Annotated in this window: 7 protein-coding genes; 2 read left to right on the top strand and 5 right to left on the bottom strand. The window is 66.3% G+C overall.

What is annotated here, in order from left to right; genetic code table 11:
- Positions 1-36: 36 nt before the first annotated feature.
- Positions 37-1,032 (top strand): LacI family DNA-binding transcriptional regulator, encoded by a 996-nt coding sequence (locus tag XcodCFBP4690_RS07490; RefSeq protein WP_104540351.1) that lies wholly within the window; start codon positions 37-39, stop codon positions 1,030-1,032.
- Positions 1,033-1,556: 524 nt separating this feature from the next.
- Here the strand turns inward: XcodCFBP4690_RS07490 and XcodCFBP4690_RS07485 are convergent.
- From XcodCFBP4690_RS07485 to XcodCFBP4690_RS07475, 3 genes are read right to left on the bottom strand one after another with little or no spacing between them, the layout of a single operon-like run.
- Positions 1,557-4,727, bottom strand: coding sequence for a multidrug efflux RND transporter permease subunit (locus tag XcodCFBP4690_RS07485; RefSeq protein WP_104540350.1), 3,171 nt, complete (start codon positions 4,725-4,727; stop codon positions 1,557-1,559).
- 12 nt (positions 4,728-4,739) lie between these two features.
- Positions 4,740-6,050, bottom strand: coding sequence for an efflux RND transporter periplasmic adaptor subunit (locus XcodCFBP4690_RS07480; RefSeq protein WP_104540349.1), 1,311 nt, complete (start codon positions 6,048-6,050; stop codon positions 4,740-4,742).
- Between the two features lie 14 nt (positions 6,051-6,064).
- Positions 6,065-6,724 carry a TetR/AcrR family transcriptional regulator gene (locus XcodCFBP4690_RS07475; protein ID WP_104540348.1) on the bottom strand — a complete coding sequence of 220 codons (660 nt, stop codon included), beginning with the start codon at positions 6,722-6,724 and terminating at the stop codon, positions 6,065-6,067.
- Between the two features lie 277 nt (positions 6,725-7,001).
- Here XcodCFBP4690_RS07475 and XcodCFBP4690_RS07470 point away from each other — a divergent pair, with 277 nt between their 5' ends.
- Complete coding sequence (locus tag XcodCFBP4690_RS07470; protein WP_104540347.1) at positions 7,002-12,011, top strand: NAD-glutamate dehydrogenase; 5,010 nt, start codon at positions 7,002-7,004, stop codon at positions 12,009-12,011.
- A 192-nt stretch (positions 12,012-12,203) separates the two neighbouring features.
- On the opposite strand, the gene XcodCFBP4690_RS07465 is transcribed toward XcodCFBP4690_RS07470, so the two are convergent.
- Both XcodCFBP4690_RS07465 and XcodCFBP4690_RS07460 read right to left on the bottom strand, forming a co-directional pair.
- On the bottom strand, positions 12,204-13,631 hold the full coding sequence (locus XcodCFBP4690_RS07465) for a DHA2 family efflux MFS transporter permease subunit (protein ID WP_104540346.1): 1,428 nt from the start codon (positions 13,629-13,631) through the stop codon (positions 12,204-12,206).
- Positions 13,632-14,606: 975 nt separating this feature from the next.
- Positions 14,607-15,599, bottom strand: a complete 993-nt coding sequence (locus XcodCFBP4690_RS07460; protein WP_104540345.1) for an HD-GYP domain-containing protein — start codon at positions 15,597-15,599, stop codon at positions 14,607-14,609.
- Positions 15,600-15,631 lie beyond the last annotated feature (32 nt).

Raw genomic sequence — 15,631 nt, 5'->3', positions numbered from 1 at the left:
GGTTCAGGTGTGCCATATGGAGCGGGAACGGTCCCAGTGAATATCAGCATCAATGACGTGGCCCGGGTGGCCGGGGTGTCCAAGTCCACGGTGTCGCGGGCCCTGGGTAGCGGCCCGGTGAGCGAGGAGGTGCGCGCCAAGGTGGAAGCGGCGGTGCGCCAGACCGGCTACCGGCCCAACCTGATGGCGCGGCGGCTGCGCTCGCAGCAGTCCGGCATTCTCGGGGTAATCGTGGCCGACATCCGCAACCCGTACTTCACTGCGCTGATCCGGGCCGTGGAAGAGGTCGCCTACAAGGCCGGTATGCGCGTGACCCTGTGCAATACCGATGAAGATCCCGAGCGCGAGGCGCTGTACCTGCAACTGATGCAGGAAGAACGCATCACCGGATTGATCTTTGCGCCGACCCGCGTGACCGTTGGGCGCATGCACGAGCTGTCGCTGGATTACCCGACCGTGCTGGTGGACCGCGCCGGCCCCGGCAGCCGCTACGACAGCGTGGTGCTCGACAACGCCGCGGCGATGGCCGAGCTGGTGGCGCATCTGCAAGCGCAGGGCTACCGTCGCATCGGCGGGCTGTTCGGCAGCACCAGCACCACCGCGGCCGAACGCCGCGATGGCTACCTGGCGGCGATGCGTGCGCAGGGCCTGTCTCCGGATTACCGCGAAGTGGCGCCGACTGCCGAAGCAGCGATCGCCGAGCTGGGCCGGTGGCTGGCCAGCGACGACCGCCCGGAAGCCATCGTCACCAGTAACAGCCTGCTGCTGATGGGCGCGCTGAAGGCTGCACGGACCGCCGGCCTGCGCCTGCCGCAGGACCTGGCGCTGGCCGGCTTCGACAACGAGCGCTGGACCGACTTGGTCGAACCCGGCATCACCGTGGTCGAACAACCGGTCGAAGACATGGGCCGCGCGGCGATGTCGCTGCTGCTCGAACGCCTGGGCAACCCGCAGCTGCCGATCCGCCGCATGGTCATGACCGGGCGTTGCGTGGTGCGTGGGTCCACTGGGATACGTACACCGGGGGCCTGAATTCGCCGGGGCGCTCAGCGTCGGCACAAGAGCCGGGCTTGTCGCGCGAGCTGCGTGCTCTTACCTCTGGAAGTGAGGCGTCTGGCCAGTCGAGAGCGCGGCGCCCTCACCACGCCGGCCATCGTGACTGGTCATCGCTCACTTGGCCCGATGCGTCGAGCGCGCGGTGCCCTCACTGTGTGCGGGACACGCCGTAAACCGATCCCTGCGGCTGCGTTGTTGGAAACTCTGCGCACCGACCATCGTGATTGGTCCTTGCCCGTCTACCGTCGCGGGACCTTACGCGGCATGGATGCCGCGTAAGAGCTTACAAGGACGTACTTGCAGCATGTCCCGCGATGGTAGGCGGGCAAGGGCCCTGCAACGAAGTCGCCGTTTGGAGGCTCTCCAACTGGTCCATCCGCGCGCTATTCGAGAAACCGCTTCGAGTCGCTGCTTGGTTCAAATGCAGTCAAACCCTCCAGGTCAACGCACAAAAAAGCCCCGGCACTGCCGGGGCTTTTGGTTTGCAACGAACGCCTGGCTTAGCGATCCGGGCGGTGCGTGCCCGAGTCGTTCTGTGCGACCAGATATTCCTTGGATTGCTCGTCCAGCTTGTCGCCCAGCATGCGGCGCACCACCACGAAGAACAGCGGGATGAAGATCACGCCGAGCACGGTGGCGAACACCATGCCGCCGATCACGCCGGTACCGATGGAGTGACGCGAGTTGGCACCGGCACCGGTGGAGATCGCTAGCGGCAACACACCCAGGATGAATGCGAACGAGGTCATCAGGATCGGGCGGAAGCGCAGGTGTGCCGCTTCCAGCGTCGCTTCGCGCAGCGTCTTGCCGGCCGCACGCTGCTCTACCGCGAATTCCACGATCAGGATCGCGTTCTTGGCCGCAAGACCGATGACCGTGATCATGCCGATCTTGAAGTACAGATCGTTTGGCAGACCGCGCAGCATCGAGAAGCTGATCGCGCCCAGTACGCCGATCGGCACCACCATCAGCACCGCCACCGGAATCGACCAGCTCTCGTAGAGTGCGGCCAGGCACAGGAACACCACCACCACCGACAGTGCAAGCAGCAGCGTGGCCGCGTTGCCGGCGATGATTTCCTGGTAGGACATGCCGCTCCAGTCGAAACCGAAGCCCGGTGGCAGATCGTTGTTGACGATCTCTTCCATCGCGTTCATCGCCTGGCCGGAGCTGCCGCCGGGCGCCGGATTACCGACGATGTTCACCGCCGAATAGCCGTTGTAGCGGTTCAGCGCCGGCGAGGCGTAGGTCCACTCGGCCCTGACCACATTGCTCAGCGGAATCATGCCGGGCTGGCCATCGGCGCCGGTGGCGGTGCTGCTGGGGGTGAAGAAGTTGCGCAGCGATTCCGGCCCGGTGCGGAACTGGTCGTCGGCCCGCATGTTGACGCGCTTGATGCGGCCTTCGGCGAAGTAGTCGTTGACATACACCGGCGCCAGCATCAGCTGGATGGAACTGTAGATGTCGCTGACTTCCAGGCCCATCGACTGCGCCTGCACGCGGTCCACATGCAGCTGCAGCTGCGGCGAGTTCTCCAGGCCGTTCGGGCGCACGCCCACCAGGGTGTCGGCCTTCTGCGCAGCCTTGCCCAGCACGATGTTGCGTGCCTGGGTCAGTGCCTCCTGGCCTGCGCCGGAGCGGTCCTGCAGCCACATGTCGAAACCGCCGAACTGACCCAGGCCCTGCACCGTAGGCAGGTTGACCACGAAGATCTGCGCGCCCTTGATGCCATAGAAGGCGCCGTTGAGCTGCTCGATCAATTCCTCGGCGGTGACGTCGCGCTCGTCCCATGGCTTGAGCCGGATGAAGCCCATGCCGACGTTCTCGCCCGAGCCCAGGAAGCTGAAGCCGGCGATCTGCAGCATGCCTTCCACGGCCGGCTGCTTGTCCAGCACCGCGCGCATCTGCGTGAACGTCTCATTGGTGCGGATCTTGGTCGCGCCCGGCGGCAGCTGCACGATCGCCAGCGCAAAGCCCTGATCTTCTTCGGGCAGGAAGCTGCCCGGCATGCGGGTGAACAGGAAGCCGCACAGCACCACCAGCACCACGAACACGATCATCCACGGTGGCGAACGCTTCAGCGTATGACCCACCACGCCGACATAGCGATGCGCCAGCTTGTCGTAGTACTTGTCGAAGGTGCGGTAGACCCAGTTCTTCTTGTCCGAATGGGTGGCCTTGAGGAAGCTGGCGCACAGCGCCGGAGTAAAGGTCAGCGCCAGGAACGCGGAGAAGCCCATCGACATGGCGATGGTCAGCGCGAACTGCTTGTAGATCGCACCGGAGGCGCCGGGCTGCAGCGAGGAGGGGATGAACACCGCCGCCAGCACCACGGTGATGGCCACCACCGCGCCGGTGATCTGGGTCATCGCCTTCTGGGTGGCCGCCTTCGGCTCCAGGTGTTCTTCGCTCATGATGCGTTCGACGTTCTCGATCACCACGATCGCGTCGTCCACCACGATGCCGATCGCCAGCACCATCGCAAACAGCGTCAGCTGGTTGATGGTGAAGCCGATGGCGTACATGCCGAAGAACGTGCCCAGCAGCGCCACCGGAATCACCAGGGTCGGGATCACCGTGGCGCGGAAGTTCTGCAGGAACAGCAACATCACCAGGAACACCAGCACGATGGCTTCCACCAGCGTGTGGATCACTTCCTCGATGGAAATGCGCACGAAGGTGGTCGATTCGTATGGCGCAAACCAGGTCACGCCCTGTGGGAAGGTGGCCTGCAGTTCGTCGAGCTTGGCGCCCACCGCTTCGGACACGTTCAATGCGTTGGCACCCGGCAGCAGCTGGATGCCGAAGGCACCGGTGGGCTTGCCGTTGTACTGGGTGTCGAAGCCGTAGTTGCTCGGACCCACGGTGACGCGCGCCACGTCCTTCAGGCGCACCGTGGCGCCGTTGTTGTCGGTGCGCAGGATGATGTCTTCAAATTCCTGCGGCGAGCTGAAACGGCCTTCGGCCGAGACGGTGGCGGTGAAGCTGATGCCGTCGGGCGTGGGGTCGGCGCCGACCGAACCGGCCGCGAACTGCACGTTCTGGTTGCGTACCGCGGTCAGCACCTGGGTGGCCGACAGGTTGTAGCCCTGCAGCTTCTCCGGGTTCAACCAGATGTTCATCGCGTACTCGGCGCCGAACTGGTTGGTGCTGCCGACGCCGGGAACGCGCGAGATCTGCTCGAGCACGCGCGAACCGACGATGTCGTTGAGCGCATCGCGGTCGATCGACGGGTTCTCCGAGCGCAAGGCCGCCACCATCAGGAAGCCGGCGTTGGCCTTGGCCACCACCACACCCTGCTGGGTCACTTCCGAGGGCAGACGCGGGGTGGCCAGCGACACCTTGTTCTGCACCTGCACCTGCGCGATATCCGCGTCGGTGCCGGTCTCGAAGGTCAAGGTGATGGTGACGCGGCCGTTGGAGGCCGAGGAGGAATTGAAGTACAGCAGGCCGTCGATACCGGTGAGCTGCTGCTCGATGACCTGGGTCACCGCTTTCTCGGCGGTATCGGCGCTGGCGCCGGGGAAATTGGCGGTGACGGTGACCTGCGGCGGGGCGATCGTCGGGTACGACTCGATACCCAGATTCAGGATCGAGATCACGCCCGCGAGCGAGATCAGGATCGCCACCACCCAGGCAAAGACCGGGTGTTCGATAAAAAACTTAGGCATGGCGGGGTTCCGTCACTGCTGTTTGGACTGGGAATCGGACGGCTGTGCGGCCGCGTCCTGCTTGGGCTGGTTCTGCGCGGCCGGAGCGGCGGCATCGGCTGCGGGTGCGTCCTGCGCCTTGCCGGCCTGGCCTGCGGCCGGTGCCGCACCCGGGGCGGCGCCCGGTGCACCTGGCTGCGCGCCAGCGGCCGGCTTGTTCGGATCCCACGGCACACCCTTGGCCGGCTGACCTTCCTTGGCCTTCTGCACGCCGTCGACGATGACCTGGTCGCCCGGCGCCATCCCGCCGGTCACGATCCACTGGCCCTTCTGCTGGCCGTCCACGGTGAGGTTCTTGCGCACCACCTTGCCGTCCTTGCCCAGCACCAGCGCATAGGCGCCCATCGCATCGCGCTGCAGCGCCTGCTGCGGCACCAGATAGGCATTGTTGCGCTGGCCCAGGCTGGCCTTGAAGGTCACGAACGCACCCGGCAGCAACGCCAGCTCGGGGTTGGGCAGGGTGGCGCGCAAGGACACCGCGCCGGTGGCCGGGTCCACGGTCACCGCCGACACGTCCAGGGTGCCGGGGTGCGGATACTGCGTGCCGTTGCCCAGTTCCACATTGATGGTGGACTTGCCGTCGCCGCTGAGCTGCACGTTGCCGCTGCTCTGCGCCTGACGCAACGCGGCCAGTTCCTCGCTGCTCATCGCGAAGTTCACGTACAGCGGGTCGATCTGGTCGACGGTGGTCAGCAGGGTGGCCTCACCGGCACCGACCAGGGCGCCTTCGGTGACCCGCTGGATGCCCGCGCGGCCGGTGATCGGCGAGGTGACGCTGGCGAAGCTGAGCTGGATCCTGGCGGCCTGGACCGCACCGCGCGCCTGCTGCACGCTGGCGCCGGAAGACCGCTCGGTGGCTTCGGCGTTGTCGATGTCGGCGCGCGACACGTATTGCTGTGGCGCCAGGCTGCGCGCGCGCTTGGCCGCGATCTGCGCGTTGGCGTAGGTGGCCTCAGCGGCCGCCAGCTGGCCCTGGGCCTGCAGCAGCGTGGCCTTCAGCGGTTCCGGGTCGATCTGGAACAGCGGCTGGCCTTCCTTGACGTCGGTGCCTTCGGTGTACAGGCGCTTGAGCACCACGCCGTCCACACGGGCGCGCACGTCGGCCGAGCGGAACGCCGACAGGCGGCCCACCAGGTCGCGCTCCAGCGGCAGCGTCTGCGGTTTCATTTCCAGCACCGACACCTCCGGCGGCGGCGGCGCCTGCTGTTGTTCGGGCTTGCTGCAGGCAGCGAGCGCCACGGTGATGGCCAGGGCCAGGCCGAAGGTGCGGAGCGGGGCAATCATCAGGAGGAACTCCGTTAGGGTCTTGAAGAGAGAAAGGCGAGCGGGGCCAGCGCGGGCGCGGCGGTGGCCGCGGCAAACGCCCGCAAAAAGGTGTCGACGGCGAACTGCGCCCACTGCTGCCTGGCGGCCAGGCCGGCGCGGTGGGGGACCTGGAAGCGTTGGCGATCGAAATCCAGCCCGACGATCATGCTCAGCAACAGCTCGGCCATGAAGTGCGGATCGTCATGGCGCAACTGCCCGGCGTCGATCGCCTGCTCGAAGCGATGCGCCAGGCGCTGCTGCATGCCGACCACGCCCTCGTGGAAGATCTGCTGGGATTGATCGGGGAACCGGTGCGACTCGGCTTCCACCAATCGGCAGGTCTGTAACACATCCGGGCGGTTGAGACGGTCAAGATGCGCCAGCGCAAACGCCAGCAGATCCTCGCGCAGGTCGCCCGAGGCGGTGCCAAGCGGCACCGTGGCCAGGTGCACGTGGTCCTGCAGCACGTCGCGCAGCAGGTTTTCTTTACAACCGTAATAGCTGTAGAGCGTCTGCTTGGAACATCCGGCGCGCTCGGCCACCGCATCCATGCTCAGCCGCATGCCGCGCTCGGCAAGCAAGGTATGCACGGCAGCATGGATGCGGCGATCGCAATCCGAACGCCGGGCAGCACGGGGTGGGCGAGGGGTCATGGCGGTAGACTATACCGTCCAGTTTAGTTTTTAAACAGCCTTGACGAGCGCCTCTGGCTCTGCACAACGCCTTGTGTGCCAAGCCTTGCGCCGGACTTTGCCGGATCTGGCGATCCACCGCCCGGCGGGCTGGCGCTGCCTGGCGAAACTACAGAGCGATACGGTTTTGCGCCATTGCCGCGTCTGCTGGGCGGCGTGCGTTTGCGCTATGCAGCAAGGCGTTATCACGGGGCATCGGTACAATTCAGGTTTTCCACCGAGCATTCCAGCTCTACTCATGACAGCCAAGAAAGCCGCTTCGAAATCGTCCACGACGTCGGTCAAACCGGTCGCCGAAGGTGCCGTCCCCGTGCTGGCCTCCGAACCCCAGGCCGTGACCCTGGAGCCGGTGTTTGCCGCGTTGCGCAAGCGCTACCCGGCCGCCCGCCAGGCGGAAGTCCAGGCGTTCGCCGCCGACTTCTACCGGCGCATGGAAGAAGACGAGTTCCCCAATCATCCGCCCGAACAGTGGGCGGCGCTGGCGTCGGACATGCTGGAATTCGCGCGCACCCGCAAGGCCGGCACGGTCAACGTGCGGGTGTTCAACCCCACCTTGAAGAGCCACGGCTACGAGTCGCCGCATACCCTGCTGCAGATCGTCAACGACGACATGCCGTTCCTGGTGGATTCGGTCAGCATGACCCTGTCGGACCTGGGGATCGGCGTACATGTGCTCGGCCACCCGGTACTGCGCATCGCGCGCGACAAGTCCGGCAAGCTGACCGCGGTGGGCGAGGGCAAGAGCGAATCGCTGATGGTGCTGGAGATCGACCGCCAGCCCGCCGACGAGATGCCCAAGGTGGAAGCGGCCATCCGCAAGGTGCTGGCCGAAGTGCGCGCCATCGTGCACGACTGGGCCGCGATGCGCGAGAAGATGGTGATGCTGGCCGACGACCTGGCCACCCGCCGCCTGCCGATCGACGACATTAGCCGCCACGAAGCGCAGGAATTCCTGCGCTGGGCCGCCGCCGACCATTTCACCTTCTTCGGCTACCGCGAGTACCGGGTGGAGAAGCAGGGCGGCCAGGACGTGCTGGCACCGGTGGAAGAATCCGGGCTGGGCCTGATGCGCGGCCGCGACACCTCGCCGGCGCGCCCGGTGACCACGCTGGCGGCGCACGGCTTGAATGCCTCGTCCAAGCTCAAGGATGCCTTGATACTGACCAAGACTAATGCGCGCTCGCGCGTGCACCGGGTCGGTTACATGGATTACATCGGCATCCTGGAATTCGATGCCAAGGGCCGCATCGTCGGCGAGCAGCGCTTCCTGGGCCTGTTCACCTCCAGCGCCTACAACCGCCGTCCGTGGGAAATTCCGCTGGTGCGCCAGCGCCACGAGTACGTGATGAGCAAGTCGGGGCTGACCCCGAGCAGCCATAGCGGCAAGGCCTTGCGCCACATCTTGGAAACGCTGCCGCGCGAAGAGCTGTTCCAGTCCAACGAGGAAGAGCTGTATCGCACCGCGATCGGCATCCTGGGCCTGCAGGAGCGCGTGCGCAGCCGCATGTTCCTGCGCCGCGACAAGTACAGCCGTTTCATCTCGGCGCTGGTGTACATCCCGCGCGAGCGCTTCAACACCGATGTGCGCCTGCGCATCGAAGCCTTGTTGAAGGACGCACTGCACGGCGAATACATCGACTCGTCGGTGGTGCTGGGCGAATCGCCGCTGGCGCAGCTGCACCTAATCGTGCGGCCCAAGAGCGGCGAGGCGCTGGAATTCGATACCACCGAGCTCGAATCGCGGCTGGCGCACCTGTTGCGCAACTGGCGCGACGCGCTGCGCGAGGCGCTGGTGGCCCGGCACGGCGAAGCCAACGGCCTGCGCATGGCGGCCAACTTCGGCCGCGCGCTGCCGGCCGGCTATATCGAGGATTCGTCGATCGAATCGGCGGTGTCCGACGTCGAACACCTGGCCACGCTGGATGGCCCGGACGACCTGCATCTGAGCCTGCAGGAAATCCGTCGCGACGATGGCATGCGCCTGGATGCCGGCGAAGGCCTGCGCCTGAAGCTGTATCGCCAGCTCGACGACATTCCGTTGTCCGATGCGATGCCGATGATGGAGAACATGGGCCTGCGCGTGATCTCCGAGCGGCCGTACCGGCTGCAGGTAGGCGACACGCCGGTCTATATCCAGGATTTCGAGGTCGAATCCACCGCCGGCAAGATCAATGCGGCCAGCGCCGATGCCAGTTTCGGCGAAGCTTTCGAGCGCATCTGGAACGGCGATGCCGAAAACGACGGCTTCAACCGCCTGATCCTGGCCGCCGGCCTGCACTGGCGCCAGGTCGCGCTGCTGCGCGGTTACTGCAAGTACCTGCTGCAGACCGCAGTGCCGTTCTCGCAGGCCTATGTCGAGGCCACTTTCACCCGCTATCCGTTGCTGGCGCGCCTGTTGGTGGAACTGTTCGAAGCGCGCTTCGACCCGTCCACCGGCTCGGAAACCAAGGCGCAGATCTTCGCCGGCCAGGAGCGCCTGCGCGAAGAACTGTCCGCGCTGGCAGGCGGCGACGAGGCCACGCTGAAAGCACTGGAGCCGGTACTGGAGGCACGCGGCAGCGACCGCGATGCGCAGCAGGAAGCCACTCGCGCCACCTTGCTCAAACTGATGGACCGCGTCTCCAGCCTGGACGAAGACCGCATCCTGCGCAGCTTCATCGACGTGATCGATGCGACCTTGCGCACCAACTACTACCAGGCCGATAAACAGGGCAAGCATGGCCACTGCATCAGCTTCAAGCTGGATTCGGCGCTGGTGCCCGACCTGCCCAAGCCGCGCCCGTATCGCGAGATCTTCGTGTACGGCCCGCGCGTGGAAGGCGTGCACCTGCGCTTTGGCGCGGTGGCGCGCGGCGGCCTGCGCTGGTCGGACCGCCGCGAGGACTTCCGCACCGAGGTGCTGGGGCTGGTCAAGGCGCAGATGGTCAAGAACACCGTCATCGTGCCGGTCGGCGCCAAGGGCGGTTTCTACGTCAAGCGTTCGCCGGTCGGCGGCGACCGTGATGCGATCCAGGCCGAAGGCATCGCCTGCTACAAGCTGTTCATCCAGGGCCTGCTCGACATCACCGACAACATCGTCGGTGGCAAGATCGTGCCGCCGCCGCAGGTGGTGCGCCACGACCAGGACGACCCGTATCTGGTCGTTGCAGCCGACAAGGGCACGGCCACCTTCTCCGACATCGCCAATGGCCTGGCGCTGGACCACGGCTTCTGGCTGGGCGATGCGTTCGCCTCCGGCGGCTCGGTGGGCTACGACCACAAGGGCATGGGCATCACCGCGCGCGGCGCGTGGGAATCGGTCAAGCGCCACTTCCGCGCGATGGATCGCGATTGCCAGAGCCAGGATTTCAGCGTGGTCGGCATCGGCGACATGTCCGGCGACGTGTTCGGCAACGGCATGCTGCTCTCAAGGCATATCCGGTTGCTGGCCGCGTTCGACCACCGCCATATCTTCCTGGACCCGAATCCGGATGCGGCGGTGTCGTTCGCTGAGAGAGATCGCCTGTTCAAGCTGCCGCGCTCCAGCTGGGCCGACTACGACGCCAAGCTGATCAGCGCCGGTGGCGGCATCTATCCGCGCACGCTCAAATCCATCGACATCAGCGCGCCGGTACGCGAAGCGCTGGGCCTGGATGCCAACGTCAAGCAGCTCTCGCCCAACGAGCTGATGAACGCCATCCTCAAGGCGCCGGTGGACCTGTTCTGGAACGGCGGCATCGGCACCTACGTCAAGGCGGCCAGCGAATCGCATGCCGATGTGGGCGACCGTGCCAACAACGGCCTGCGCGTCAACGGCGGCGAGCTGCGTTGCAAGGTGGTGGGCGAGGGCGGCAACCTGGGCCTGACCCAGCTGGGCCGCATCGAGGCCGCGCAGGCCGGCGTGCTGCTCAACTCCGACTTCATCGACAACTCGGCCGGCGTGGACACCTCCGACCACGAGGTGAACATCAAGATCCTGCTCAACGACATGGTGCAGGCCAAGAAGCTCACCTATGACGCACGCAACAAGCTGCTGGCGTCGATGACCGACGAAGTGGCCGAGCTGGTGCTGTGGGACAACTACCGCCAGAACCAGGCCATCAGCCTGATGGAGCGCATGAGCGTCAAGCGCCTGGGCTCCAAGCAGCACTTCATCCGCACGCTGGAACTGCAGGGTCTGCTGGACCGGCAGATCGAGTTCCTGCCGTCCGATGCCGAGCTCTCCGCACGCAAGGCGCGCGGGCAGGGCCTGACCCGGCCGGAACTGTCGGTACTGTTGTCGTATTCCAAGCTGGTGGCGTTCCAGCAGCTGCTGGAATCGGATATTCCCGAAGACCCGTACCTGTCCAAGGAATTGCAGCGTTACTTCCCGCAGCCGCTGCAGAAGAAGTACGCCGATGCGATGGAGCGTCATCGCCTCAAGCGCGAGATCATCGCCACCGCGGTGACCAACACCACCATCAACCGCATGGGTGCCACCTTCCTGATGCGCATGCAGGAAGACACCGGCCGCAGCATCGGCGAGGTGGCCAAGGCCTACACCATCAGCCGCGAAACGCTGGATGCACGCGCGCTGTGGACGCAGATCGATGCGCTGGACGGCAAGGTGCCCGAGTCGGTGCAGATCGATGCGTTGGAAGTGATCTGGCGCCTGCAACGCTCGTTCGTGCGCTGGCTGTTGCTGCGTCCTGGCCAGATGCCGGGCATCACCGCGGCGGTGGAGCGTTACCACGGCCCGTTCAACGATATCCGGGTGGCATCGGGCGTGCTGGCCGACACCCAGCGGCCGCTGTACGAAGCCAGCGTGCAGGAATGGCAGGACAAGGGCCTGCCGCCGGCACTGGCACAGCAGCTGTCCGAGTTGCGCTATCTGGAACCGGCCTTCGACATCATCGAAACCGCACGCACCCGCAAGCTCAAGCCGGTGGAAGTGTCCAAGGTGCATTTCCGCCTCGGCGATGCGCTGCGCCTGCCGTGGTTGTTCGAGCAGATCGACGCTCTGGAGGTCAACGGCCGCTGGCATGCGGTGGCACGTGGCGTGCTGCGCGACGAACTGGCCGCCCATCAGCGTGCGCTGGTGGGCCAGGTGCTGACCATGCCGGGCGGCAGTGCCGAGGACAAGGTGGCCAACTGGATGGCGCGCGACGATTCCAGCCTGCGCTTCACCCTGGCCATGCTCGCCGACGTGGCCGAGCAGAAGACCCTGGACTACCCCACCGTGTCGGTGGCGGTGCAGCGCTTGGGGCAGCTGGCGGCGCACGGGGTGTAGGCGTGCGCCAGGTGGCGACGGAGCGCAGGCTTCGTCGTCATCGCTTCAGATCATCGAAGGATGCAACGAAACGGCCGCCGTCCTGGCGGCCGTTTCGTGTCGGGCACACCGCGAGACCACGGTGTCGATCGCGTCATCCCCGGTCAGCGGCAAAAATGCGCCGACTTCCCGCGGCATCGTTGCGATGCCCGCCTACGCCCGATGCCCGCTCATTTCCTGCCCGGCATGCTTGTCGAAGCGCAGATGCCACCAGGTGGCGCTGAGCGAGATCAGGCTGACCACGCAGAAGGCCAGCGAAAAGTCTCCCTGCCGGGGCTGGGCGTGACCGCCGGCCAGCATCGCCAGGTTGAGGATCATCGCGCCGGCGCAGACGCCGACCGAGAGCATCAATTGCTGCAGCGTGGTGTACAGGCTGCTGGCGCGGCTCATGCGCGCGGTGGGCACGCTTTCGTAGGCAATAGTGTTGTAGGCGGCGAACTGGAACGACATGAACGCGCCGCAGCACAGCAGCAGGGCGAACATCAGCGCCGGCGGCCAGTCGGGGCGGAACAGCGCGCACACCATATAGCCCAGGCTGGCCAGCACGCCGTTGCCGATCAGGCTGTTGCGGTAGCCGAAGCGGCGCAGCAGCTGCGGAGTGATGCTGCGCATCAGCAGTGCGCCCAGTGCGGTTGCCAGGATCAGCCGGCCGCTGTGCGCGGCGCTGAAGCCGAAGCCGATCTGGAACAGCAGCGGCAGCAGGAACGGGTGCGCGCCCTGGGTGATGCGCATCAACGCGCCGCCGATCACCGACAGCCGGAACGAGTCGATGCGCAGCAGGGTCAGGTCCAGCAGCGGAGCGGGGTGGCGGCGCGCATGCCACAGATAGCCGATGGCCGCGCTGGCGCCGATCGCCAGCAGCCAGCTGGCCACGCCAAGACCGTCGTGCTGGCTGACCATCTCCAGGCCGAACAGCAGGCAGCCCAGCGCGGTGCCGCACAGCACGAAGCCGCGCAGGTCGAACCGTGCCGGCACCGATTCGTTGGGAATCTCCGGGATGAAGCGACGCATCAACAGGAAACCGGCGATGCCGATCGGCACGTTGATGTAGAAGATCCAGCGCCAATCCAGATACGAGACGAAAAACCCGCCCAGCGGCGGGCCCAGCATCGGGCCGATGAAGGCCGGCACCAGGGTCCAGGCCATCGCCGACACCAGGTGGCGGCGCTCCACCGTGCGCAGCAGGATCAGCCGGCCCAGCGGCGCCATCATCGCCCCGCCGGCGCCTTGCAGCACGCGGGCGGCCACCATGGTGGGCAGGCTGTCGGCCAGCGAACACAGGATCGAGCCGCCCACGAACACCCAGATCGAGGCGCCGAACACACGGCGCAGGCCGAAGCGGTCGGCGATCGCGCCGCTGGCCGGGATCAGCACCGCCAGGGCCAGCAGGTAGCTGGTCATGGCGATGCTCATCGCCGGCGCGGCGACGCCGAAGTCGCGCGCCAGGGTCGGCAGCGCGGTCGCCAGCACGGTGGCGTCCATCTGCTCCATGAAGATGGCGCAGGCCAGGATCAGCGAAATGATGCGGTAATCGGGATAGGACGGCGGCGCGGCGCCGGCCTCGGACACGCTGGAGGACATCGGACTCTCGGTTGCCGGGCCGTATCGACGGCGCCGCGAGGGGCAGCCGGATCGGCCCGCGTCGCACGGTGTTGTGCGGCGCAACATCTGTATTGTCCGCTGGTGTGGGGCGGGGTTCAAGCGCACGTGGGTAACAGTGCGTGCTTGGCGATGCAGAGGCGGTGGTTTGGTGGCGGGTGTCGGCGTGATGCGAAGGTGGGCGGCGAAGGCGGCTGGTGTGACGTGATCGCGCGCAATGACGATATAGGCACGCTAAGGGATGCATCTTCGGCTGGTCCTCCCCGAGCTGCCCGCACCCTCATCCGGCGCTACCTGCCACCTTCTCTCGCAGGGAGAAGGGTGAAGACGCACCACGCGGATAGGGATCGCGCCCGGGGAAAACCCCTCTCCCTGCGGGAGAGGGGTTGGGGTGAGGGTGCGGCGGAAGATAACCAACCTGACTGGTCGTCCCCGAGCTGCCCGCACCCTCATCCGGTGCTACGCGCCACCTTCTACCGATGGGAGAAGGATCAAGATGCAGCACGCGGACAGGGATCGCGCCTCGGGAAAGCCCCTCTCCCTGCGGGAGAGGGGTGAGGGTACGGCGGAAGACAACCAACCTGACTGGTCGTCCCCGAGCTGTCCGCACCCTCATCCGGCGCTACGCGCCACCTTCTCCCGAAGGGAGAAGGATCAAAGATGCAGCACGCGGACAGGGATCGCCGCTGGGGAAAGCCCCTCTCCCTGCGGGAGAAGAGTTGGGTGAGGGTGCGGCGGAAGACAGCCAACCTGACTGGTCATCCCCGGGCTGCCCGCACCCCTCATCCGGCGCTACGCGCCACCTTCTCCCGAAGGGAGAAGGATCAAGATGCAGCACGCGGACAGGGATCGCGCTGGGGAAAGTCCCTCTCCCTGCGGGAGAGGAGTTGGGGTGAGGATGCGGCGGAAGACAGCCAACCTGAGATCGCGAATGGGCAGTTGTCTCAGCTCCCCGAATCAGCGCTGCGGCGTCGGGCTGTCCCAGGCGTCCTTGATCTGCAGGATCTGCGGCAGCGCCTGGCGGAAGTGCTGCACCAGGCGCGGTTCCAGTTGCTTGCCGGACATGCTTTCCAGCTTGCGCATGGCGTCTTCCACCGTCCATGGGGCCTTGTAGGCGCGCCGTCCGCACAGCGCGTCGAATACGTCCGCCACCGCCACCAGGCGCGCGGCTTCGGGAATGGCCTCGCCGGCCAGGCCGTGCGGGTAGCCGCTGCCATCCCAGCATTCGTGGTGGTGCAGCGCGATGTCGGCGGCCAGCTGGAACACCGGTCCGCGCCCGTGGCGCAGCAGGTCGTGGCCGGCCTGCGGGTGTTGCCGCACCACCGAGCGTTCGTGCTCGTCCAGCGCATCGGGCTTGTGCAGGATGCTGCCGGGTACCGCGATCTTGCCGGCATCGTGCAAGGGTGCGGCGTCCTGCAGCAGCTGTGCCTGCTGCGGCGACCAGCCGGCCGCTTCGGCCAGCACGCGGGCATAGGCGGCCATGCGCCAGATATGCGCGCCGGTGTCCACGTCCTGGCCCTGGCCGGCCGTGCCCAACAGGTGGATCGCATCGCGGTACTGCTGCGCCAGGCGCGCGCTCTCGGCCAACTTGAGCTGCGTACCGATGCGAACCTTGAGCAGGGCCGGGGAATAGGGCTTGCTGACGTAATCGGCCGCGCCCGCCTCCAGCCCGGCGCGTTCGTCGTGCGCGCTGTTGCGCGAGGTGACGAACAGGATCGGGATGGCACTGCTGGACGGCTGTTGCTTGAGCGTACGTGCCACCGCGTAGCCGTCCATGTCCGGCAATTCCACGTCCAGCAGGATCAACGCCGGGCAATGCCGGCTCACCGCTTCCAGCGCTTCGCCACCGGACTTGGCGAACACCAGCGGAAAGTCCTCGCGCAACAACTGGCGCAGCGTCGCCAGGTTGCTGGACTCGTCGTCGACACAGAGCAGGGGACGGGACGGCATGGGAGGTCCTTGCAGCGGTACGGGAGATCGCC

This window comes from Xanthomonas codiaei (assembly GCF_002939785.1).
Taxonomy (GTDB): Bacteria; Pseudomonadota; Gammaproteobacteria; order Xanthomonadales; family Xanthomonadaceae; genus Xanthomonas; species Xanthomonas codiaei.
This window is presented reverse-complemented; position numbering and strand designations above follow the sequence as displayed.

Excerpts from the sequence above, each read along its gene's own strand:
- XcodCFBP4690_RS07485 (WP_104540350.1), bottom strand. The coding sequence starts at position 4,727 with ATGCCTAAGTTTTTTATCGAACACCCGGTCTTTGCCTGGGTGGTGGCG.
- XcodCFBP4690_RS07480 (WP_104540349.1), bottom strand. The coding sequence starts at position 6,050 with ATGATTGCCCCGCTCCGCACCTTCGGCCTGGCCCTGGCCATCACCGTG.
- XcodCFBP4690_RS07475 (WP_104540348.1), bottom strand. The coding sequence starts at position 6,724 with ATGACCCCTCGCCCACCCCGTGCTGCCCGGCGTTCGGATTGCGATCGC.
- XcodCFBP4690_RS07470 (WP_104540347.1), top strand. The coding sequence starts at position 7,002 with ATGACAGCCAAGAAAGCCGCTTCGAAATCGTCCACGACGTCGGTCAAA.
- XcodCFBP4690_RS07465 (WP_104540346.1), bottom strand. The coding sequence starts at position 13,631 with ATGTCCTCCAGCGTGTCCGAGGCCGGCGCCGCGCCGCCGTCCTATCCC.
- XcodCFBP4690_RS07460 (WP_104540345.1), bottom strand. The coding sequence starts at position 15,599 with ATGCCGTCCCGTCCCCTGCTCTGTGTCGACGACGAGTCCAGCAACCTG.